General features: G+C 57.8%; 20 protein-coding genes, 1 tRNA gene and 1 other RNA gene. 14 read left to right on the forward strand and 8 right to left on the reverse strand.

The features are described from left to right. Nucleotides 1–25: 25 nt before the first annotated feature. Nucleotides 26–1,282 (reverse strand): tagaturonate epimerase family protein, encoded by a 1,257-nt coding sequence (locus VG146_11790; protein ID HEV2393031.1) that lies wholly within the window; start codon nt 1,280–1,282, stop codon nt 26–28. A 188-nt stretch (nt 1,283–1,470) separates the two neighbouring features. Here VG146_11790 and VG146_11795 point away from each other — a divergent pair, with 188 nt between their 5' ends. The 10 genes from VG146_11795 to VG146_11840 all read left to right on the forward strand — a co-directional run bounded on the left by VG146_11795 (nt 1,471) and on the right by VG146_11840 (nt 9,862). After that, nucleotides 1,471–1,917 carry a response regulator gene (locus VG146_11795; GenBank protein ID HEV2393032.1) on the forward strand — a complete coding sequence of 149 codons (447 nt, stop codon included), beginning with the start codon at nt 1,471–1,473 and terminating at the stop codon, nt 1,915–1,917. Between the two features lie 133 nt (nt 1,918–2,050). Beyond that, nucleotides 2,051–2,231: non-coding RNA, 6S RNA (gene ssrS, locus VG146_11800), on the forward strand. A gap of 54 nt (nt 2,232–2,285) precedes the next feature. Then, nucleotides 2,286–3,647, forward strand: coding sequence for a replication-associated recombination protein A (locus VG146_11805; GenBank protein HEV2393033.1), 1,362 nt, complete (start codon nt 2,286–2,288; stop codon nt 3,645–3,647). Nucleotides 3,648–3,740: 93 nt separating this feature from the next. Then, on the forward strand, nt 3,741–4,322 hold the full coding sequence (locus VG146_11810; protein ID HEV2393034.1) for a 5-formyltetrahydrofolate cyclo-ligase: 582 nt from the start codon (nt 3,741–3,743) through the stop codon (nt 4,320–4,322). Between the two features lie 409 nt (nt 4,323–4,731). Beyond that, entirely contained in the window at nt 4,732–5,505 is a 774-nt protein-coding gene (locus VG146_11815) for a hypothetical protein (GenBank protein ID HEV2393035.1), read from the forward strand. A gap of 415 nt (nt 5,506–5,920) precedes the next feature. Then, complete coding sequence (locus VG146_11820) at nt 5,921–6,370, forward strand: rhodanese-like domain-containing protein (GenBank protein ID HEV2393036.1); 450 nt, start codon at nt 5,921–5,923, stop codon at nt 6,368–6,370. A gap of 3 nt (nt 6,371–6,373) precedes the next feature. Next, on the forward strand, nt 6,374–6,922 hold the full coding sequence (locus VG146_11825; protein HEV2393037.1) for a MauE/DoxX family redox-associated membrane protein: 549 nt from the start codon (nt 6,374–6,376) through the stop codon (nt 6,920–6,922). Nucleotides 6,923–7,011: 89 nt separating this feature from the next. After that, nucleotides 7,012–7,773: a type II secretion system protein gene (locus VG146_11830; GenBank protein ID HEV2393038.1), complete on the forward strand. Its 762-nt coding sequence runs from the start codon at nt 7,012–7,014 to the stop codon at nt 7,771–7,773. A gap of 9 nt (nt 7,774–7,782) precedes the next feature. Continuing rightward, a complete protein-coding gene (locus VG146_11835; protein HEV2393039.1) occupies nt 7,783–8,598 on the forward strand; it encodes a hypothetical protein in 816 nt (271 codons plus the stop codon). Beyond that, the gene (locus VG146_11840) at nt 8,561–9,862 is read left to right on the forward strand and encodes a mannosyltransferase family protein (protein HEV2393040.1); all 1,302 of its coding nucleotides are present in this window, start codon (nt 8,561–8,563) and stop codon (nt 9,860–9,862) included. The genes VG146_11835 and VG146_11840 overlap by 38 nt, the downstream gene beginning before the upstream one ends. On the opposite strand, the gene VG146_11845 is transcribed toward VG146_11840, so the two are convergent. Beyond that, entirely contained in the window at nt 9,847–10,197 is a 351-nt protein-coding gene (locus VG146_11845) for a hypothetical protein (GenBank protein ID HEV2393041.1), read from the reverse strand. The genes VG146_11840 and VG146_11845 overlap by 16 nt on opposite strands. 14 nt (nt 10,198–10,211) lie before the next feature. Between VG146_11845 and VG146_11850 the strand changes: the two genes are divergently transcribed. Next, nucleotides 10,212–11,162, forward strand: a complete 951-nt coding sequence (locus VG146_11850) for a sulfotransferase (GenBank protein HEV2393042.1) — start codon at nt 10,212–10,214, stop codon at nt 11,160–11,162. A gap of 215 nt (nt 11,163–11,377) precedes the next feature. Beyond that, entirely contained in the window at nt 11,378–15,193 is a 3,816-nt protein-coding gene (gene metH / locus VG146_11855) for a methionine synthase (GenBank protein ID HEV2393043.1), read from the forward strand. Between the two features lie 873 nt (nt 15,194–16,066). Here the strand turns inward: metH and VG146_11860 are convergent. From VG146_11860 to VG146_11870, 3 genes are all read right to left on the reverse strand, one after another. Further along, complete coding sequence (locus tag VG146_11860) at nt 16,067–16,489, reverse strand: HNH endonuclease signature motif containing protein (protein ID HEV2393044.1); 423 nt, start codon at nt 16,487–16,489, stop codon at nt 16,067–16,069. 195 nt (nt 16,490–16,684) lie between these two features. After that, nucleotides 16,685–17,119, reverse strand: coding sequence for a hypothetical protein (locus tag VG146_11865; protein HEV2393045.1), 435 nt, complete (start codon nt 17,117–17,119; stop codon nt 16,685–16,687). Continuing rightward, a complete protein-coding gene (locus VG146_11870; GenBank protein ID HEV2393046.1) occupies nt 17,107–17,631 on the reverse strand; it encodes a hypothetical protein in 525 nt (174 codons plus the stop codon). The genes VG146_11865 and VG146_11870 overlap by 13 nt, the downstream gene beginning before the upstream one ends. Nucleotides 17,632–17,964: 333 nt before the next feature. Here VG146_11870 and VG146_11875 point away from each other — a divergent pair, with 333 nt between their 5' ends. Both VG146_11875 and VG146_11880 read left to right on the forward strand, forming a co-directional pair. Beyond that, nucleotides 17,965–18,561, forward strand: a complete 597-nt coding sequence (locus VG146_11875; protein HEV2393047.1) for a DUF4145 domain-containing protein — start codon at nt 17,965–17,967, stop codon at nt 18,559–18,561. 421 nt (nt 18,562–18,982) lie between these two features. Then, a tRNA-Thr gene (locus VG146_11880) sits at nt 18,983–19,057 on the forward strand. Between the two features lie 158 nt (nt 19,058–19,215). Here VG146_11880 and VG146_11885 read toward each other — a convergent pair. The 3 genes from VG146_11885 to VG146_11895 all read right to left on the reverse strand — a co-directional run bounded on the left by VG146_11885 (nt 19,216) and on the right by VG146_11895 (nt 21,998). Continuing rightward, nucleotides 19,216–19,539, reverse strand: a complete 324-nt coding sequence (locus VG146_11885; GenBank protein HEV2393048.1) for a hypothetical protein — start codon at nt 19,537–19,539, stop codon at nt 19,216–19,218. Nucleotides 19,540–19,589: 50 nt separating this feature from the next. Beyond that, entirely contained in the window at nt 19,590–21,458 is a 1,869-nt protein-coding gene (locus tag VG146_11890; protein HEV2393049.1) for a DEAD/DEAH box helicase, read from the reverse strand. Between the two features lie 90 nt (nt 21,459–21,548). After that, complete coding sequence (locus VG146_11895) at nt 21,549–21,998, reverse strand: hypothetical protein (protein HEV2393050.1); 450 nt, start codon at nt 21,996–21,998, stop codon at nt 21,549–21,551. Nucleotides 21,999–22,289: the final 291 nt, after the last annotated feature.

Here is a 22,289-nt window from a genome sequence, read left to right on the forward strand (position 1 = left end):
AGTAGAAGAATCCCATTTGAATCGATCAAAGAAAAAGCGGCTCCAGATGGCGATCGAAAAGGTTCGTCATGACATTTTTAGCAATAACATCTTCATTGGCTTGGAGCGCATCGAGGTAACGGTTTCCTTTTTCGGCGGCAATCTTGTAGGACACGTGCAGCAACTGGCGGAGGTGCGGGTTAAAAGTGCTCGCGGTTTTGTCATGGCGCAACGCCGAGGCGAATTGTTCAGCAGCCCAGCCCATCACCGTCGAGGCTGTTGGCAAGCCGGCGCGATCAATATCAATCACCGATGCGTACGGGGCGCACAACTCATCCAGGCGTCCGAGGGCCTCGCCATAGATTTCTTTCGCCAAACTCAAGCCGCCGCCCCCCGCCTGTGCCAAGCCAATCAATTCCTCCAGCCACGTGGTGCCGGCGGTCTTTAGATGCAGTCCGGCATCGAACCGTTTCAAAACCGAATGCATCACCGGGTACAAGGAAAATTTATCGCTGCCGGAGTGGACGCTGAGCTTCAGGCTTTTTGGCAACGGATACCGCGTTGCGGCAAAGCGGACGACCGCTACATCATCACTAAACTCACGCTCGAATTGAGCCAGGTTGCCCACGTAATCCACCCCTTTGTTGAAACGCCCGGTGAATTTCGGCGCAATGGTCTGGGCTGTCACACCCTCATCAGCCAACGCGGCCAGAATCAGCAGCAGTTCCCCAGGACCTTGCGCATCGAGCGTCTCGTCCATGGAAACTTCTGTAACAAACGCGGCCTGGCCCTTTGCTGCGGCAATCTGGCGGTAAATTCTGCCCGCCTCCTGAGTGGCCGGAAGATACTTCTGCGCAATGGCCACCAGGCGGGACCGCTCGAAATCGAATGGGTGAGCTACCCCCGGTATCTCGAGACGGCCGGCCCATTCAGGGTGCCTGTCCAAAAAAACATCAAGGCGCTCCAATTCAATCGGGCTTCCGATGAAATCCGCCACATCAATGGTATAATAATCCGCATAGGGCAAAAAACGGCCCACTGTCTTGCTGCCGATATGATCGGCGTCCACATGATAGGGTTTGTCCCACCTGAGCCGCTTGACAGCCGTGTCCGCCGCCCAGCGCGTGTCCACAGGCTCGGAGCCAATCAGAACGTGTTCGCGATTGGATTTGTTCCAGACGGGTACGACGAGCAGACCGTTGCGGCCAGCCTCAATGCAGGCGCGCAACTGGGCCGCGGCTTGGCGGCCAAACCGGTCGCCAACCCCCAGCGAATATTTCTCAAGTGTCAAGAGTTTGGCCATTGCCTGTCAGGAAAGTATCGTAATGAGCCTGAATTCCCAGGAAAACCGTCATTCAGCAGGCATCGCTTTATGCCCCGGTGACCCGGCTCAGCAGCCAATGGGCGGCACCGTTCGTGCTCAATCTTTTGCAAAGACCGTCTGGCGCCGGCTGTGCGCGGTCAGGTTCTGGTCAACGCACGGTAAGAATTATGCCGAAAAAAATATTGATTGTAGAAGATAATACCGAGTTGCTGGAGCTGCTGCGCCTGGGACTTAAAGACGCGGGCTTTACCGCCATCACTGCTTCCAATGGGACGGAGGCTCTAAAGAAAGCGCTCGGCACTCCGCCGGATTTGATTGTGCTGGACCTGGTGCTGCCCGAATTGGACGGTTTCGCTGTTTGCGAAATCCTGCGCAAGGACCCCGCCACCGCAGCCACCCCGATCATCCTGCTCACCGGCCTGGCGGGCGAGTTCTCCCGCTATGCCGGCCTGGAATCCGGGGCCAATGAACATATGGCAAAACCCGCCAGCACCGATCACCTTGTCTCGCGCATCCGGTTTTGGCTCGAACAACCCTCCGCAGCGCAGCGGCCCGCGGTCCCTTCAGAAGCTGCCCCGCGACGCTCCTCCCCGGGCCAAAGCGGATCGCAATAAAAAATTTACACGATAGAAAAAAATATTTCTTGAGAAGTTGCCGCTGGGTGTTAAGAGTAAGGGCATCGAGGCGCACGGAATGCAATGAAAACCGGGCGCAGGTTCTTTGGAAGCAGCAAGGTTGAATTTAGAATTTACCCTGCCTATGCGCGTGATTAGAAACTATGTCCTTGAACCGTAGTAAATAACTCAAGGGATCAGAGTCGTGGTTGTGGCCGACAGGCCTTGATTGGAAGTCGAAAGCATCCCGGCGGGTCCCACCTGTTTCTAATAAGTTCAAAGGAACTGTTACACACGGCAATGGCGGGGTTTTTTGTTTGCACAGGGTTTTGTTTGGGAAATAGGACGGCTCCTGTTATCTTTGCTTTATGGCGCGAGAAGACCTGTTCCCGGAAGTGGCCGCTCCACAAACCTCGAATCCTGCGGAAATCCAGCCCGCGCCCCATCAACCGCTCGCCGCGCGAATGCGGCCCCGGAATCTGTCCGAGTTCGTCGGGCAATCCCACATTCTTGGCGAGGGCCAATTGCTGCGCCGGGCCATTGAAGCCGACCGCATCCAATCTCTGATCTTTTACGGGCCCCCTGGCACCGGCAAGACATCCCTGGCGCAGATTATCGCCCGGCAAACCAGCAGCAAATTCGAGCGCCTCAGCGGTGTCGAATCCAATGTCGCCGATATGCGCCGGGTGCTGGCGGCTGCCGCCAATCGCCTCGAAAACAAGCGACAATCGACCATCCTCTTTATCGATGAAATCCACCGCTTTAATAAAGCCCAACAGGACGTTTTGTTGCCCGATGTCGAAGCCGGGGTGGTGCGCCTGATCGGCGCCACGACCCATAACCCATTCTTTTTTGTCAATTCCCCCCTGGTTTCGCGCTCGCAAATCTTCGAACTCCGGCCCTTGAACGAAGCGGAGCTTTACCTCCTGCTGCAGCGGGCGCTGTCCGATTCCGAACGCGGGCTGGGCCACATTCGAATGCAGGCGGACGAAGCGGCGTTGAGGCACCTGGCCAAACTGGCCGATGGCGACGCCCGCAAAGCCCTCAATGCTTTGGAGATTGCGGCCCTGACTACTTCCCCTGACGCCCAAGGCCTCGTGCGCCTCGACCTGCGCGTCGCTGAACAGAGCATCCAGAAAAAGGCTATCGTTTATGACGACGAAGACGCGCATTACGACGCCATTTCGGCTTTTATAAAATCCATGCGCGGCAGCGACCCGGATGCGGCCTTATATTGGCTGGCAAAAATGATTCGCGCCGGCGAAGACCCCCGCTTTATCGCCCGGCGCATTGTCATCCATGCGGCTGAGGACGTCGGACTGGCCGACCCCATGGCTCTGGTGCTGGCCAATGCCGCCTTTCAAGCGGCTGAATTCATCGGCTGGCCTGAGGCGCGCATCCCTCTGGCTGAAGCGGTCATCTATATCGCTACCGCACCCAAAAGCAACAGCACCGTCGCGGCTATCGGCGCCGCCATGAAGGATGTGGAGTCCGGACGCACATTGCCAGTCCCCGAACACCTGCGCGATTCCCATTATCCGGGAGCCAAACGCCTCGGACACGGCCAGAACTATCAGTATGCCCATGATTTCCCCGAGCACTTCGTCGTGCAAGACTACCTCGGAGCAGTTAAACGTTATTACGAGCCGACCGACCAAGGCGCGGAGCGGAAGATTCAGGAGCGACTGGCAAAATGGCGAGCACAGAAAAAGCCCGAAGGGCCAACGTAATGTCCCACAATCAGCGGACACTTCCGGCTGGCGCGCCCGCGTTTTGGACTGCGGCAGCCCCCTGCCGCTTTTGCAGGAAAAGTTTCTAGCGCTATGAGCCCTGCCATTCCCGATTCTAAATCTGCACTCCGGCGCGAGGTCCAGGCTCGATTGAAAGCCCTTACCCCGATCCAACGCGCGGGTCTTGCTGCCCAGGCCCGCGCCCTGCTTGAACAGCAGGCAGTCTGGCGCGAGGCGAAATCGATCCTTTTTTTTGCGCCCACCCCGGAGGAATTGGATGTCTGGCCGCTGCTGCGGGATGCCTTGGCGGCAGGGAAAACAGCCGCTTTGCCGCGATTTATGCCTGCTACCGGCAGGTACGCTGCCTGCCCCGTGCAGGACCCCGGAGTCGATGTCACTCCAGGTCATTTGGGCATTCGCGAGCCGATCGCCCGCTGCGCAGCAACTCTCTTAACACAGTTGGATTTAATCCTCGTCCCGGGCATCGCCTTTGATCCACACCTTCACCGCCTGGGCCGTGGCAAAGGATTCTATGACCGTCTCCTGGCGGAATTACAGGGAAGGACTTGCGGTGTGGCCTTCGACCAGCAAATCGTAGCCGAGGTCCCGGTCGAGGCGCATGATCGGCGGCTGGACTGCCTGTTTACTCCCACGCGGTGGATAGAGATTAAGTGACGGATCAAAGTGGGATCACACTGCTTTTTGACTGATGCCCTCATCCAGAGTCGCCATCGGGGCAGACATTCCGCATAAAGGCGGCCGCTCAGACGTCCGATTTGGCCACTTGGCGCTCGTCGTCGAGCAAAGAAAGTTTGACTTAACCTGCACTTATCTGTTGCCCCCCCGGTCGTTGGGTTTAGACCTTAGATCACTGTAGCGCAACACTTTTGAATATATGGGACGATTGCGGCCCAATCGACGATTGGCAGGTCCATTTCGATTCTTGCCTCGTCAGCAAAATCTACGGGTCATATGCGCACGTGAATCCACCGTTGCGGGGTTGGCGGCCTGTGTTTTGCTCCTCGGCGGCGCTGTGAGAGCCCAGACAGACGCTAGTGCTACTAGTAGTGGCGAGGCGCGGCAAATGTACGAGCGCATGGTCAAGCGGATGGATGAGATTCGCGACTATTCGGTGGACGGTGAGGACCTTATGCGGAGCGTGCGCTTCAGGCTCTTTCAGCGGACCGACCCTGACGGGTTCAAGGAGTCGGCTAGGGTCTTCGTTACGGACCAAATGAGGGTCTTCCTCAGTAACAGGCAGGGAAAGTGGCGGCTGAGACGGGACGCGGTGAAGGTGGAATTCGAGCGACCCGAGACGACAGTGATGCAGGAACCGGATTGGCTGGCGGAGCAGCACCCGGGCCAGGTTTTCTTTCGCCGCCTTGACGATGAGGACTTGCCCAGCGCGGGGCGCTGCCACCGAATCGAGGTCACACTTTCGGCGGGGTTGGTCGAAAGCTTGGCGAGACTCATCCGCGCAAAACGAGATGAGGCCGCCTCCAGCGAGCGGGCAAAAGGGTGGTTCGACCCGATCGAGTGGGTTGTCTCCCGAAGGATCCTGTTCATTGGAACAGCCGACCCGCTGAAGTACGGAGAGACCGACTACGATGGGTACGGCGACTTGCTCTCGCAGATGGTGTTCACTGGGTACGACCTGAATTCATCTATTGGTAACGCGGTGTTCGAGGTGCCCGCGGGGCTGCCGGTATTCGTCGCGCACAACGCGTCCGACCTCGCAAGCCACGACCGGAAGGCCGGCAGGCAAGCCGCTTGGCTGGCTTGGTCCAACCTAGCCTTCAAAGTGTCGATCCTTAGTACAAACAAACTCCACGCCGGGACGGGGCAGCCGGCCAGATGAGACTTTCGTGGAAGTTGCCTCAACAATGGAAAGAAAACGAGAATGAAAATAACCTATGAGAAAGCGTTCGGAAATGTTCGGATCGTCGCAACCGCGGCCGCAGCGGTCGCATCGTTCCTGCCAACCGGGTGCGCCAACTCCAGCTCGGTGTCATTTAAGAGCTATATATCCAAAGCCAACTCCGCTTGCAGTGGTAGTAGCGGAGAAAACTATTGCGCATGCATGAAAAACCAGATGTCGGCCATGATATCCCAAGCGCAGGGGAAGGGATCGCTTACGACCTCCCAAGTAAGCAGCCTCGGGGCATCTAACAAGCAGGGATTCGACAAGTGCATGTCTGATGCATCCAATGGGGCCGACACTGGCCCGAGTGACTGGCCGGGATGGAGCAAATTGTCATGAGGGAGGTGCGGGCATGAGGCGCTCTCTCTTCCGGGTGGTCGGAGTGTGGCTTCTCCTGGCGGCGGGCGCCAGCCTATCGAGGCCTCCCGCGGAGTTTTGGCGGTCTTTTCGGCCAACGGAGCCGACTGCCGACGACGCGACGTTGAGCCAAGTTTTGATGTGCCGCCGCCAGCCGGGGACCCTGGTGGTTGACACCCGTCAGGCCCGGTACTTTGCCGAGGGCCGCATCCCGGGCGCGGTAAACATGTCCATTTCGGAGTTGAACGCGGTCGTGACGAACAGACCCTCGGCGATCAGCAAGGCCCGAGGTTTGCTGCTCTATGGTTCAGGCAGCGCAAGCGAAATCGAAGCGGCCCGGGAGATCGTCGTTCGGGCTGGCTTGGGGGAGAAGACCGTCATCTTCGGGGGTGGTTGGCGCGAGTGGGTTGAGTGCGGTCTGCCGATCGAGAAAGACCAGGAATAGCCCATGGAAACGGCCAGGGACATCGCCACGCCGGAATGCAGCGAGCGCGAGATGGAGCCCACCATGCAGCGCGTGTGCGCGCGAGCTATGACGGCACTTGCGGCCGATTGCGCCTGGATGGCCCTGCGCCTTCTTTTAGCCGGGGGCTTGGAGATAGCCGGGATTGGGAAAATCGTTGCGCCCGCCGGCTTGGCTGCTTATCTCCAGGAGTTGGGCTGGCCCCCGGTGCTCTCGGGTGGGGTAGCCGCGCTTCTTCCCAGCTTCGAACTGACGTTGGGTATTTGCCTGATGGCCAGAATTGAGTTGGAGTTGGCGTCGGTGCTGACCTGGCTCCTCAGCGCAGGGTTTGTCGTCATGGCGCTCCTTGCGTTGTCCAAACCCACCGGCTTGGGCTGTCCATGCCTGCCGCAGATGAGCCCGGGCATCCTGAGCAGCGGTCTCGGCATGGTTTTCCGAAATCTCGTTCTGCTCCTGGCCGCTTCGCTGGCCGTATGGAAATGGGGGATTCGCGCCGCCGTCGGTGGGGCCGTCCCGGAAAAGTTATGGTCGTAGCGCTCTCCAGATCCTCGCGCGAGGCGCCATCGGGGCGCAGGCTGGGGCCGGAGCATTGGCCATGCCCGCGCCCCTCCGGCTTTACCTTAATGGATCTGCTGGTTGTCATCGCAGTTATCGGCGCGCTCCTGGCTCTGTTTCTTCCCGCGGTGAACAGGGCGCATGAGAAAAGCAACCGTGTCGTCTGCGCAAATAACCTGCGGCAGCTTGCGGCCTCGACGCTCGCCTATGCAAACGACTCGTCCACCGGCAGGCTGACACCGGATCGGTACGAGAGGCGGTTCATCGACGCGGGCCCAGGCCAGAACTGGCTCTGGCGCTATATGACACACGGCTCGGGGTTGCCAAAGATGTTTTTCTGTCCAAGCACACGGCAGGGCCATCTCTTAAAACTACTCCACGATCCGGACGGTACCCTCTGGTATGGCGACCTGATGCGTTCGGCTGACGGACGCCTTGCGGTCCATGGTTGCAGTTACGATACTATCCCGTTCTTCGCGGAGCTGGAGAATTATTGGAATGGCAACTCGAATGCGGAACGCAACTCCCGGGCCGTCCCTAAAACGCTGCCCACGATCAACACCTACGCGCATGAGCACGAGGCCTTCGGCCTCAAAGGCCGAGTCCCCGGACCCAGCGCTGTTTGGATTTACGCTGATGCCAGCTCCTGGAATCCCTTCCAATTGTACCTTCCTGTTAGCGAAAGCAACCATGGCGCGGAAGGGCAAAACGTGGGGTTTTGTGATGGGCACGTCCAGTGGGTGGGCCGCGCGCAGGTGGTTTACAGCTACGAGCTGTCGCAGGACAACAATCGGACGAGGGCTTACCCAAGAGGCCACGGGCCTCGCTGATGCTTTTGCATGAAACGCAAAGTCCTCAGCCACGCCGCGAAGTGCCTGGTCCTCGTCCCGGTGCATGAGCATATCGAGCCCGGCTGCGAGGACGGATTGAGGGAACTGGAGCGCCGCGGCTACACGGTTTGGCGCCGCTATGGCATGTCCGATATAGCTTTTGGGCGGTCCGGCCTGGCCAGCGAAGGGCTGTCGAGTGGCTTTGAAGAGCTCATGTGGATCGATTCCGACATCTTGTTCAACCCTGACGATCTCGAGAAGCTGCGCCGGCACAAACTCCCAATCGTTGGGGGAATCTACGCCAAAAAAGGCGATCGCGATATGGCTTGTGTGGCTCACCGAGGGTGCCCCGAAATAGTCTTTGGGGATGCTGGGGGGCCGATCGAGCTCAAATATATTGGCGCGGGCTTCCTGCTCACACGAAGGGTCGTTTACGAGAGGATTGACCGCGACCTGTTCAGCCGCGATCACCCCAAGCGCGCGCGTGGAGCGACGAGGATGGCGCCTTTTTTCTTCAACACAATCGAAGGGAGGCGGCCGGGAAGGCAGTACTTGAGCGAGGACTACTCGTTCTGCGCCTACGCGCGCAAGTGCGGATTTAAGATTATGGCTGATACAACGGTGCGTCTTGGTCACATTGGGCGCTACGTTTATTCGTGGGAGGAGCTCGGTGGCGCGCGCGAGCGGCGCAGCATAGTTCGGGTGAGGGTCGTTCCAAACGTCGGGAAACCGGTCCAATTGGTCCTCCCTCCAAACGTGGCGGCAAGGGCGAAGGTCCTGAATCAGCGTGGCCATCACGTGGGAGGTGGACTGCTTGGCCGCTGAGACCACACCTGTGCCGCCGTGGAAACGGGCGGAAACACCCGCCGTTACGTCAGCCCCCCGGGTGCCGTGGAGAGTCCTGTCGGCCATCTTAGCCTGGAAGGGCTTTTGGGCGGTCTTCACACTGCTGGTGATATTGCTGCCGGGCTTCAACGTTGCCGCCTTCAACCTCGCGCTGCAGAGATGGCCGCGCGATGCCGGGCCGGTTATCACAAGCCACCTCGCGACGTGGGACGCCGCCCATTACCTTTTTCTGAGCGAAGTGGGGTACGTGCCAGGAACCGCATCCTGCGCGTTCTATCCCCTGTGGCCAAACCTGATTCGCCTCGGCTCGAATGTCACCGGGGGCAACCACCTGATCTCGGGCCTGCTGCTGGCCAACGTCTTCTCTGCAGTCGCCGGCGTCCTGTTTTACCGGCTTGTTTCCAGCCAATTCGGGAACCGTGTAGCATGGCTGTCGCTGCTGCTGCTGCTGCTGTTTCCCGGGTCCCTGTTTTTCCAATTCATCTACAGCGAGTCGCTTTTTTTCCTCCTTCTTGTGGGACTTTGGACCGCCCTTTCGAGGCGGCAGGACCTTCCGGCTGCTGCCCTGGCCTTCCTTCTGCCCCTCACGCGCGGTGTCGGGATCTTCTCGGCCGTGCCACTTGCATGGTATGTCTTGGAGCCCGTGTGGAACAGATGCCAGGCTCTGGGCCGTGGTCTGCCCCTTCGAAGAAGGCTCACGGTTAGCCGAGCCGTTCTACTTCAATGGGCCGCCACCCCAAGGCTCGTGCTGCCAGCGGCTCTGCTGCTGTTGGCCCCTTTCCTGGGCTTCATGGTGTATTTAGGATTTATGGCCCTTTGCGCGGGGGGACCCCTCGAAGGCATCCGCGCTCAGCGATTCTGGGGAGTCCAGTCGGCGTGGAACTTAGTAAACGTCCCAGGCTTTGTCTGGTCGTTCTTCCATGTGCAAACCCTCCACGACTTTTCCGGATCGGGTCTCGATAGGGCGGTCTTTGTCTTTTTCCTGCTTTCGCTTCCCACCGTCTGGAGGCTGGGCAGAGGTCTTTCCGCGTGGGCCCTTGCGCTGGGCCTCCTCCCGGCAATGAGCGGCCATTTCGTGTCCTTCACCCGCTTCTGCGCTGTGGCGCTGCCGGTTTTTGTCGCGCTCGGCGTCTGGCTTGGCCATGCTTCTCGCAGACGCCTCCTTGCAGGCTATGCGATCGCCAGCCTCGCCATACAACTCGTGCTCGGATGGTGCTTCCTGAACTTCTACTGGGCTGGATAGCGGCGTTCCGAGCAATCGAAAAAGTTTGTTTCCGATACGAGGACCTCATGCAACACCATTTTGAAGTGCCGCCAGGATTCACCTGGGACAGTCCGGTTCCCATTGACCTTAGCAAGCGGTACGACGTTCACTTTTGGGAACCTGGGCCGCGATTGGTCGTTTACCGCAACGTGCTGTTCAGGGGTGCGGCCAGTCTTGCCACGCCCCTGGGGCGGGCTGGAGTAGGCCAGTTTGTCAAAGTCGAGCAGGAAGATGGTGGCGTTGTTTTCCTGGCGCGCCAGTCGATCATCAGAATTTGCGAAAACAGCCACGAAAGTAAGGGCGAGGATCTTCACCCAGATTAGCGACTATGCGCCCTCCAGTTGAGCCTCCTACTTCGCAGGACCCTCCCCGCCGGGCACCCGAAACCGAGCGCGCGCATGCCGTCGCGTGCGTCTCGCGCAATGACAAGCATTTTTTAGCGGAGTTACGCGTGGATAACGGGAGCGGTGCTTCCGCGCTCGCGAGGGGTCGCCAGCCGATCTTTCTGATTGGCCAGCCACGGTCCGGCACGACCCTTCTGCAGAGGCTCATCAACTCCACTGGGAACGCCCTGCTCTGCGGCGAGCACCTTGGCCTGCTCAGAGGCGTGGCACAGTCATACATGGAGTTCTTCCACCACCCCAGGCTCAGGAGCCTGATACGGCACCAGAACCTTGGGGTGGCCAGGGCGGCTCGCGCCGTCCAGAAGCTTCGGGACCCGAGGCTCTTCTCTGCTCTCGTGAATGGTCTAGATATGGAGTACGTTCTAGGCGTTTACCGTTGCTTCGTCCGCTCCGTGGGGAACCCGTGCAACGTATGCACGCGGTGGGGTTTTAAGGAGATACTCTACTGCACAGGGCGCGACTTTGTGGTACCCATGCTGCGCGGCTTGTTTCCTGACGCGCAGTTCGTATTTACGGTTCGCGAACCGTTAAAGCAGGTCAAAAGCGTAGTGCATGCGGGCTGGTGGCATCACACCGTGGAGCAGGCCGCGAATCTGTGGGTTGACCAAGCCCGAGCGATGCTGCAGTACTGCCACGAAATGCCAAAAAGCGCCATGCTGGTCCGCTACGAGGACCTGATCTGCCGCGATGAACTGGCAGTCAGGGAGCTTTTTGGGTGGCTCGGCCTGCCATTCGACGGCTACCAGCGCCGGATACTGTTCAAGGTGGGTAAGATCGGAGCCACGCCGAAACGCGGCAAGTTGCCCCCAGCCGTCCAGCGCACCATAGTGCAGCGCTGCCTCGGTCCAGAGAGCCGCGCGCTGTACGGGTACTGAGCATTTGGAATTAGCTGCGGTCGGGCTCAGGGCGGCGCGGCGGGGTCGGCAAGGGACCGGAAGTCAGAATGACCTAATCGCGGAGGAGGTAACAATATATATCATCATATCATGATATATTGATTTTTTATTTGCCTCCCTCCTATTCGGCGGGTATGATAACCGAAAACAGGTCCCGCTTGGGCCGAGCCGTCCCTCGGGATTTTTGAATGCGCGTGAATAACGAACCGAACAAGACGCAAGAACTCGAAGGCCTGCTGCGGCAGCGCATCCTGATCCTGGATGGCGCGATGGGCACCATGGTTCAGGCCCACCACCTGGACGAGGCCGCCTTCCGGGGCGAACGTTTCAAGGAATGGCCGCACGATTTAAAGGGCAATAACGACCTGCTTAACCTGACTCAGCCGCAGGTCATCCAGGCCATTCACCGGGAGTATCTCAATGCCGGGGCGGACATCATCGAGACCAACACGTTCAATTCCACTGCGATTTCCCTGGCGGACTACAATCTCGAGCACATGGCTTATGAATTGAGCGTGGCCGGGGCAAAGAATGCGCGTGCCGCGGTCGAGTCGATTATGGGCGCCCAACCCGGGCGGGTTTGTTTTGTGGCCGGGGCACTCGGGCCAACCAGCAAGACCGCCTCCCTCTCGCCTGACGTTCATAACCCGGCATTCCGGGCGGTTACTTACGATCAGCTCGCTGAGGCGTATTACGAACAGACTCGGGGCCTGATTGATGGAGGGGTGGACCTGTTGCTGGTCGAAACCGTTTTCGATTCGCTCAACTCGAAAGCGGCGCTGTTTGCCATCGACCGCTATTTCGAAGAGACCGGACGCCGGGTGCCGGTGATGCTCTCCTTTACGATTACGGACCTGAGCGGGCGCACCTTATCGGGGCAAACGGTCGAGGCCTATTGGAACTCGGTCTCGCACATGAAGCTGCTGAGCATCGGGATCAACTGCGCCCTCGGACCAAAGGAGATGCGGCCCTTTATCGAGGAGCTTTCGGCCCTCGCCGATATTTACGTGAGCGCCTATCCCAATGCCGGATTGCCCAACCCGATGTTGCCCACGGGATTTCCCGAGACACCTGAGAGCTTGGCCCCGCAACTTGGGGAATGGGCCCAAAACGGCTGGCTGAACATTGTCGGCGGGTGCTGTGGCACCACCCCGGCCCACATCCAAGCCCTCGCCCAGGCTGTCGCCGGCTTGCCGCCGCGCGTGCCGCCCAAACGCGAGCCCTTTACCCGCCTGAGCGGGCTCGAGCCCCTGGCCATTCGGCCTGAAACAAATTTCGTGAATATCGGCGAGCGCACCAATGTGACCGGCTCGCCCAAGTTCGCCAAGCTCATCCTGGCCGGCAACTATGAGGCCGCCCTTGCTATTGCAAAACAACAGGTCGAAAACGGCGCCCAGATTATTGACGTGAACATGGACGAGGCCATGCTCGATTCCGAGAAGGCCATGACCACGTTCCTGAATCTGGTGGCGTCGGAGCCGGACATCGCCCGCGTGCCGATCATGATCGACAGCTCGAAATGGTCGGTTATCGAGGCCGGACTGAAATGCGTTCAAGGCAAAGGCGTGGTGAATTCGATCAGCCTCAAGGAAGGCGAGGAAAAGTTTAAACACCAGGCCCGGCTTGTCCGCCGGTATGGCGCGGCGGTTGTCGTGATGGCGTTTGATGAGCGCGGGCAGGCCGACAGTTTCGAGCGGCGCATCGAGTTGTGCGAGCGGTCGTATCGCATCCTCACCCGGGAGGTGGGATTCCCGCCTCAGGACATCATTTTCGATCCCAACGCGCTCACCGTGGCCACCGGAATCGACGAGCATAACAATTACGCGGTCGATTTCATTCGTGCCACGCGCTGGATCAAAGCCAACCTCCCCCTGGCGCGCGTCAGCGGCGGCATCAGCAACATTTCATTTTCCTTTCGGGGCAACAACGCCGTTCGGGAAGCAATGCACTCGGCATTCCTCTATCACGCCATCAAGGCGGGCCTGGACATGGGCATCGTCAATGCTGGCATGCTGGGCGTGTATGAAGAAATCCCCAAGGACTTGCTGGAGTTAGTTGAAGATATCCTGTTGAATCGCCGGCCTGACGCCACTGAGCGATTGGTCAAGTTCGCCGAGACTCTTAAACAAACCGATAAGGCTCAAGTCATCGAAGAGCAGTGGCGCAGTGGCACGGTCGAGGAGCGGCTCAGTCATGCCTTGGTAAAGGGCGTCGTCGATTTTATCGAGCAGGATACGGAAGAAGCGCGGCAGAAATACGCCCGTCCATTGTCTGTCATCGAAGGGCCATTGATGGCTGGCATGAATATCGTCGGCGACTTGTTCGGCGCCGGAAAGATGTTCCTTCCACAGGTCGTCAAGAGCGCGCGGGTGATGAAGAAGGCGGTGGCCTATCTGTTGCCTTTTATGGAGGCTGAAAAGAATGCCTCTGGCAATCACAATGCCCAGGCCCGCATCCTTATGGCCACCGTTAAAGGCGATGTCCATGATATCGGCAAAAACATCGTCGGCGTCGTGCTCGGCTGCAACAATTACGAGGTCATTGATCTCGGGGTGATGGTGCCCTCTGAAAAAATCCTCGAAACCGCCCGCGCCAAAAACGCGGACATCATCGGGCTAAGCGGGCTCATCACGCCGTCCCTGGATGAAATGGTGCATGTGGCCAAGGAAATGCAGCGCCAAGGTTTCGAGGTGCCCTTGCTGATCGGCGGGGCCACAACCAGCAAAGCCCACACCGCAGTAAAGATCGCTCCCGGCTATTCCAGCCCGGTTGTCCATGTGCTGGATGCGTCGCGCGCGGTCGGCGTGGTGAGCCAATTGATCAACCCTGCCCTCAAACCCAAGCTGCTCCAAACCCTCCGCGCCGAATACGAAGCTGTTCGCGCAAGGCACGCTGATCAAAAAACCAAACCCCTGCTCCCGCTCGATGAGGCCCGCCGCCGGCGCACCCCGATCGACTGGGCCTCCGCTGACCTCCCTAAACCCGAGTTTATCGGCAAACACATTCTCGCTTCCGACATCAAGCCCGCCAATGCGCGTCAGGCAGAGCGGATCGCGCTGGCTGACTTGGTCCCGTTCATCGATTGGTCGCCTTTTTTCCATACCTGGGAGCTGCGCGGGCGCTACCCCGCCATACTTGAAAATCCAGAGGCCAAAAAGCTCTTCGAGGATGCCCAGGCGCTCCTGCAGCAAATCGTCGGCAAAAACCTCCTCGCCGCGCGCGGTTTGTTTGGCTTTTTCCCGGCCAATGCCGTAGGCGATGATGTGGAGGTTTATACGGATGATTCGCGAAAGGAAATCCTCACCAGATTCCATTTTCTGCGCCAGCAAATGGATAAACCGCCCGGGCAGTTCAATCATTGTCTGGCTGATTACGTCGCGCCCAAACAGCGCGCATCTTCCGGCCAACCGCTGCTGGATTACTTGGGCGCCTTTGCTGTCACTGCTGGCTTTGGCGTCGAGGAGTTGTGCCGGAAATTCGAATGCGACCACGATGATTACAACTCAATTATGACCAAAGCTCTCGCGGACCGGCTGGCCGAAGCATTCGCGGAATACCTGCACAAGCGCGCCCGGGAGGCCTGGGGCTATGGCCGCAATGAACGCCTGAGCATTGATGAGCTGGTCCACGAGCAATACCGCGGCATCCGCCCGGCGGCCGGCTATCCAGCCTGCCCCGATCACACGGAGAAATGGACCCTTTGGAAGCTGCTCGACGTCGAGAGGGGCACAGGGATTAAGCTGACCGAGAGTTGCGCCATGTGGCCGGGGGCCAGTGTCAGCGGTCTGTACTTCGCCCATCCCGAGGCAAAATATTTCGGGGTAGGCAAGCTTGGCCGCGATCAGGTGGTCGATTACCACCTCCGCAAGCACATGGACTTGCAAAACGTCGAGCGCTGGCTGGGACCCTATCTCAACTATGAACCGGCATCAACCCCTCCCAAGCCACTACCCGAGCCGACCCCACCCCCGCGCGCTACCGCCTGTTCTTGCGGCCTCCCGCACCGGTGAGCGGGACGAACCCAAAGCTCAGTTGTAAGTTATTAATTTTAAGTTACTTTTGCCAGTTTAGCTCAGCGGTAGAACAACGGTTTTGTAATCTGTCCGAATACCTAACTGTTCATCAAGCATTGGATTTTCCGCAGCTTTTTCGGATTTCCTAGGGACGGATACTGGTTTTTGTTGTTGGAAATGTTGGAAAGAGCATCCCTTTCAGGAAGGGGTCGCCCGAATTGCTGGCGTATAACAGTTTTACACTTCAGGGCCGGAGAGGGGTTGACAGACCCCCTCAAAAAGGGTCAAAACCGCCTCCAAACCCATTCCCGCCCGATTTCCAGACCCTCTGGTCATCCTCGTCAATCGGTCGAAACGACTCTACCAGCCAATCCGACTCTGGCGCATGTATCAACGGAGTGGCGATTAGAGGGGGATGGACAGCGGTTTTGTGACAGAACACGGTAGCGGTGGCGCTCGTGCCGACTAATTAAGCTGCAAACCTCGCTTCTGCCCCTGGCGAACTGTCGAAAATCACGTAATCGCAAATGGGCCGTAAAAACCGCGAGTCAGGCTTCTTCATCCTCCGCAGAGTGCCCTCGTCAATCTGTGTTTCCGCAACGGAGATGTGGCCCTCACTCTCACTAGAGCCGAACGAAGTAACGGCTACCGCCGTCGCGATCAAAGCGAACCTAGTGCCATCATCGGAAACGAAAGGAGACAGGGTTAAGCGTCTCTTCATCTCGCCCGCATACCAAACCAGTCGCTTTCCGCGATAATCCTCGGGCTTGAACTCAGAGCATTTGATATTGAAATTCATCTGCCGATTATACCGCATCGTGACGCATTCTCGCAAGTGATGGGGCGACTTGGGATTCATCCGTAGGCCCTTTAGATAAACAACCTGCGGAGTGCTTCGTTGACTAATCGCACGTTTCCTCCCCCCTTCCTCAGATTGCACCGAGCACACGCCACACGAAAGTTATCCATCATTTCGGTGTCCCTCCCTCCTCCGCAATTTGGGATCACGTGGTCGATGTGCCAGCCTTTTCTTCCTCGCTGGTTAATTTTCCATCTTTTACCGCAAATGTGGCAACGGCCCTTGGATTGAGCCCAAACAGCCATAACCTCCCCCGGAGAAAATCGCCACCGTCTATAAACCATGACGGGGCCATGGCCAGGAAATGGAGCGTCGTCATCCTCGGGGTGGCTTAACGGCACATCCTTGAATTTCACTATGGCAGGCGGCTCCGTTTCATCATAAAACTCGGCTGGATACCGTCTGGTGTCGCGGTCGTAAGCGGCCCACCACATTCCGTCCTTGTTTTCGGCGACCAGAAAATGCCGGGTGCCGCAATCATCGCAAACCAAGTCACCACTTTCTCAATCGCTCGAACCTTGGCGGCACGAGCGTCGCCACTTTAAGTTGGCCGCATCGAAGACACGGGAAATACTTGAAGGGGGAAAACTTCGTCCGTTTCGAGCGGGGACTACGAGCCATCCTCGGTCTCATCTTCTTTGCTTCATCGCCCGTTCCGATTCGGCCAGAAGCCGGATATTCGCCGCTGTCAGGTGCAACACGTAAGCGGCGAATTGCTCCGAAACGGTGATTGGCACCACACCTTGGCCGTGGCCACCGGTTTTGTTTCTGGCCGTGGGCACGCCTGATTCCAGGGTCATCCGCAGTCCAGTCAGGTGGTTTTTCATGAACACCGGAAACAATTTCTCGTCCTCGCAGATTTTTATGAGGGCCTTCGCCGTGTCGGTCTGATTGTATGGCCACTTCCGTTTGTGGCAGATTGCCTTCATGGTGCTTTCAAATGCCTTCAGGCATTCGTTGAGGCTTTCTTTGTAACGACCGTGCCGGTAATGCTCGTGAGCGGCCAGAAATTCCTGATTGGCTCCGGCCAAAAATGGCGGCTCAAGCAATTTCAACGCGGGCACCGTGATTTCCTGGTGCGTGAACTCGGAGTCAATTCGCAGGATGTGACGTTGTGATACTGAAAGCCGACACCGTGTTCCTTGAACCGTTCGTTTATTTCCTTGATCGCAGCCTCGCAGGAAATCTCGGGTGAAAACATGCCGTCTCGTGCCTGGAATCGCACATGCTGCTGAATGAATGAGAGCACAACCTGTATGACATCCAAACACTTTTCGACCTCCTGGCAGCTCAGGAAAAACTCAGTAACTTCCTCCCTCGCGTATTCCATTTTAAGCGGATGGTGGGGCACTTTCCAGAGTTCCTGAACGCCGTATTCTCTGCGTAGGTGCTTACGAATCCACTCGAACAGAATGTTACCCCCACTGAGTGGTCCAGCCTCCACGCCAACGGCATCATCCCAGATTTGGACGACCTGAACCCGCAGGGGTTTTGGCAAATCGTCGTGCCGGTAAACGTCTGGCGTTTTGCCCTTCAATACCTTCTGCTGTTTTGAATAAAGATTAACAATGCTCATTTCCCGATGATTGATCCTGCCACAGTCCAGCAGAATCGCAAACTCCCAATGCAAGCGATGTAATCTGTCTCTTTCCCGGAGGGGTTATTTTCGATTGTCGGGCGAAGAGCGTTCCTGCTTCTATTAAACAGTGGATAGAGCCTACATCATCGATGAGATCAAGCGAATCGCTGCGGCCAACGGCGGACGCCCTTTGTGCGTATCGAAGTCACTAATTAGCCCATGAAGAGACTTGGTAGGCGAATACGTTAAATTGCTCTTGCCAAAGCCGCTACTTGTCGGCTAACCGCAATCATGAGTATGTATCCAATTCCATTTTTCGACCGCAAAGTCATGTATTGGCATGTCGATCGCCAGCAAATTCTCGAACGTTCCTACGTCTGCGGATTCTGTTCTAAATCCGTTTCTTCGAGTTTGGGCATCGCGGTTCGGAACCACCAAGGGGGACAACAGGTATCTGGCCTTTATGTCTGTCCACATTATCACGGGCCATCCTTCTTCACGTGCCAAAATGCTCAAATCCCCGCACCGGCGATTGGCAATCCGGTTGCAAACGTTCCACCCGAATTGACAGCGCTTTATGAGGAGGCCAGAAGGTGCACCACCACAGCCTGCTACACGGCGGCAGTGCTTCTTTGCCGGAAAATGCTAATGAATATCGCTGTTCAAAAGGGTGTCGCCGAAGGGCTGAAGTTTATTGAATACGTGGATTACCTTTCCGCCGAGGGTTATACGCCGCCGGACGGTAAGCATTGGGTGGACCATATTCGCAAGAAAGGCAATGAGGCGACCCACGAGATAAAACTAATGAGTGAGACGGACGCGAGGGAATTGTTAACGTTCATCGAAATGCTCCTCACGTTCATTTACTACTTCCCGTCTATGGTTCCAAAACCACCAGCGGCCACTACACCAACCAAAACGACTTAAATCGAAACTCTTGCCGTGAAATTCCAATGCCAAATAAGCCTATTTCGAGGATGAAGTCCTTCGGCCCTTGCTCAGGTGGTTCGGGAATTTGCGGCTAAAACTCTTCAATCAGCTCCCGCACCCGAACGTCCAATGCTCGGGCGATTTTCACCAGATTATCCAACGTTGGAGACTCCAGCCCTCGACCCCTCCCCCTCGAAAAGACGCTTAATAACCCGAAGAACACCCCCGGCTGGCGCTTGGGGGGGTGCCGGAGATTCCCGCCTTGACGTATTGGCGAACTCGGGGCCAATCTTTGCGTATGGTTTTCATAGCGGTTTGCGCGGTTTAGACCCGTAAAACATGTTGGAATAATGTTGGAAAGGCTTCGGTCTTTCAAGACGAAAAAGGACATGAAAACCCTATAAAACCAGTGTTTTCAGCCAGTTTAGCTCAGTGGTAGAGCAACGGTTTTGTAAACCGTCGGTCCTCGGTTCGAATCCGAGAACTGGCTCCACTCGGTAAACACGGGGTAAAACTTACTTCTGCCTGTCACCGGCGCCAAAAGGGGTAGCGCCGTATCGCTTTCGAACAGATGAGGGGAGAACAATAGCCCCTCGACCGCCGGATGTGGCCAGAGTGTTCAAGCGCGGCCAGTTTACTCATTTCCATAGATTATCCGCTTTTCCGCTTTTCCGCAGGGGTGGAAACGAACGCATCTCCCGCCACAGGCTTGTTGACCCGCTGCGCCTTCATTTCTGCGTACACCGATTGCGCCAGACCCGATTTCGCGAAGCCCAAAACCTTCGTTCCGCGCAGGCCGAAAAACTGCTCCAATTCCGCGGACGTGTAGCGCTCGACCACGGGGTAGTGGGAAAAATCTGAAAGCACTTGCTTGCGGCTCCGTTCCGAGAGGTCGGTCGTGATTAAAATGAAATGCAACCTGCTCTTGCTGCGCCGCAGCGTCTCGCGCCCGACCAGCAGGATGCGAGCACGCATTACAAAAGGAAACAGCCTCTCAATCGGCTTGGCCGGACCCTGAGTCCTCATCACGCCACTTTCACTTTGGTTTTACGGCCTTTGATTTGCGAACGGTTCAGCTTCGCCACAATGCTCGGCGCTTGTTCGGAGGCCACCTCGACAAAGAGATGCCTTTCGCGCACGTCCACTTTGCCGATGGTGTCCCGGGGCAACCCAGTCGCGCCTTGAATGGCTTCGATGATGTCCGCTTCAGAAATGCCCGTTTCGGCGCCCACATTCATGAACAAGCGGGTCTGGCCTTCCAGCGCGCGCTGGGCGCTCCTCGGAACTTTCGAGCGCTTATGGACTGCCGCCTGGTTTTCAAAACGCGAAGGTGCCGTTCGGGGATGCTTCGGCGCGTTGTCTTTGGCTCCCGGCGGTTTGCCTGGTTCGGCTTCACGCCAGCGCTTCTGTGCCAGGAAAACCTCGCTGGAAGGTTTTGGCTGCTCTTTGCGGCGAGGTTCGGCAACGGCATCCCTGCCTGGAGGGGCCTTGTCACCGTCGCGGGGCGGCCGCTGCTCAAAACGCTTGGCGCGCGCTTGACCCGGCAGAGTCGCATCCGAACGCGAAGGGGCGTCCTGGCGCGCGGTGTTGCCGGGCGGCACACCGTCTCCGCTCTGCAACTGGTGCAGCAGCGCCGAGGCAATGTCGGTCGAGCTAAAGCCTTCTTCGAGCAGCCGTTCAATCAATTGGTCCTGCCGCTTGTACTCGCCGCTCTTGAGCGTCGCGCGAATCTTGTCCAGCGCGGCGTTGGCTCGGGCTTCTTCCACTTCCACGACCGTGGGCGGGCGGCCCCGCTGAATCCTTGTATTGGTATAGCGTTCGATGTTGCGTATCTGGAATACCTCGCGTCCCGATGCGAATGAGATGGCCCGCCCGCTTCGGCCCTGCCGGCCAGTCCGGCCAATGCGGTGGACGTAATCCTCCCCGTCATAGGGCAAATCATAGTTAAACACGACCTCGATATTCTCTACGTCGATGCCGCGGGCGGCCACGTCGGTGGCCACCAGGAACTCCAGACCCGACCTGCGGAAGCGGTTCATCACTCGGTCACGCATTGTCTGGCTCATCTCTCCATGCAGGCGATCTGCCGAGTAGCCTTGGGCGTTGAGATGCTCCACCAAGTCATCCACCATTCGCCGCGTGTTGCAGAAGATGATCCCGAGCTTGAGATCGTGCAGGTCGATCAGCCGCGTCAGGAGGTCCACTTTGAAGCGCCGATCCACTTCATAATACACCTGCTCCACCGTTGGAACCGTCAGCGCTTTTTGCTCGATGCGAACGTTCTGCGGCTCCCGTGAGTATTTCTCGATCAACTGCTGTATCGGACGAGGAATTGTGGCGGAGAAAAACACCGTTTGCCGCTCCGTGGGGGTCTTCTGGAGAATGAGTTCGATGTCGTCGCGGAATCCCATGTTCAACATGACATCCACCTCGTCCAGCACCACCATTTTCACCGCGTTGAGCCGCAGCGTCCCGCGGCGGATGTGGTCCAGGATGCGCCCCGGTGTCCCGATGACCACGTGAGCGCCCTGGCGCAGTCCGAAAAGCTGGCGGTCGTAGGATTGCCCTCCATACACCGGCAAGGCATGCAATCCGCGCTTGAACAGTGCCAGCTTGTGCACTTCCTCCGCCACCTGCACGGCCAATTCACGTGTCGGGCAAAGCATCAGCACCTGAGTGTTGCGCTCCTCCACCACGACTTTTTCCAGGGCCGGCGCGGCAAAGGCCACCGTCTTGCCCGAGCCTGTCTGGGATTGGCCGACCACGTCCTTGCCTTGCAGCAGCAGCGGTATCGCCTCGGCTTGAATCGGCGCTGCCTGCTCGAAGCCGAGCTTGTCAATGGCCTTCAGCAATTCGCTCGAAAGCCCGAGTTCAGAAAATAGTTTTGTCGTCATCAGTATTCCGCCGAAGAATGTTTCTCCACCAGCCTATGATAGCACCGCTGTGCACGAAGCGAGCCTCAAAATCCGTTCCCACGATTGAGTTCAAGGCTCCCCTGAAGGTGGATACTGCGGCACTAATTCAGTGTTCGGCGTGTGATTCGTGAGCTTCGCCTGGCGCATAAGGATTCTCAATAGGGCAGGCAGCGCCGTGAGCGCCGCCGCCATGCAAGCCGCGATGCCGTTTGTGGAGGCCAGCAGGAGCCCCTTGGGGCCAAGCGTGGTGAGGTCCGCCTTGTAAAATAAATCCTTAAACAGCTTCGTCTCGGGTTTGAGCCGGCCCGCCAAACGTTCGATGAATTGACGATTGCGCCCGCTTCGACCGCTCTCGACGACCACCACCAATTCGTCGCCTTCGCCTGGGAATTCCTCTCCGGAGCGCAGAATAAAACCGCCAACTCTAGCGCGCGGCTCAGAGTCGCGCGCTGTGTATTGGCGGCTGTTGACAGTTGAAAACCTGCTCAGAGCGAATTGCCGGCCCGTTGCAACCGCCATTCTTGTGCTGCCTACTCCTTCCTTTCTCTTGGCTAAATATACCCATTGAACGCTGCTTTGTCAGGCCATCAGTCAAATCTTGCGCTTTTTAAAAGAAGGAGTGGGACCCTCAGGCAAAGAATTCTCCGATAAAGACCCCCTGGAGATTTGGCATGGGGTGGGCAGGCGGTAGGCGGGAAAGGCCAACTCCCCATAGCCGGCCGAAGGCAGTTGGGGCAGGTTTGTCCGGGTGAATTGCTTCGGCGCATAAAACGCTGCGGCTGCCTAATAAAAATTACACTAAGGCAAAGC

The organism is Verrucomicrobiia bacterium (assembly GCA_035946615.1).
Classification (GTDB): Bacteria; Verrucomicrobiota; Verrucomicrobiia; order Limisphaerales; family UBA8199; genus DASYZB01.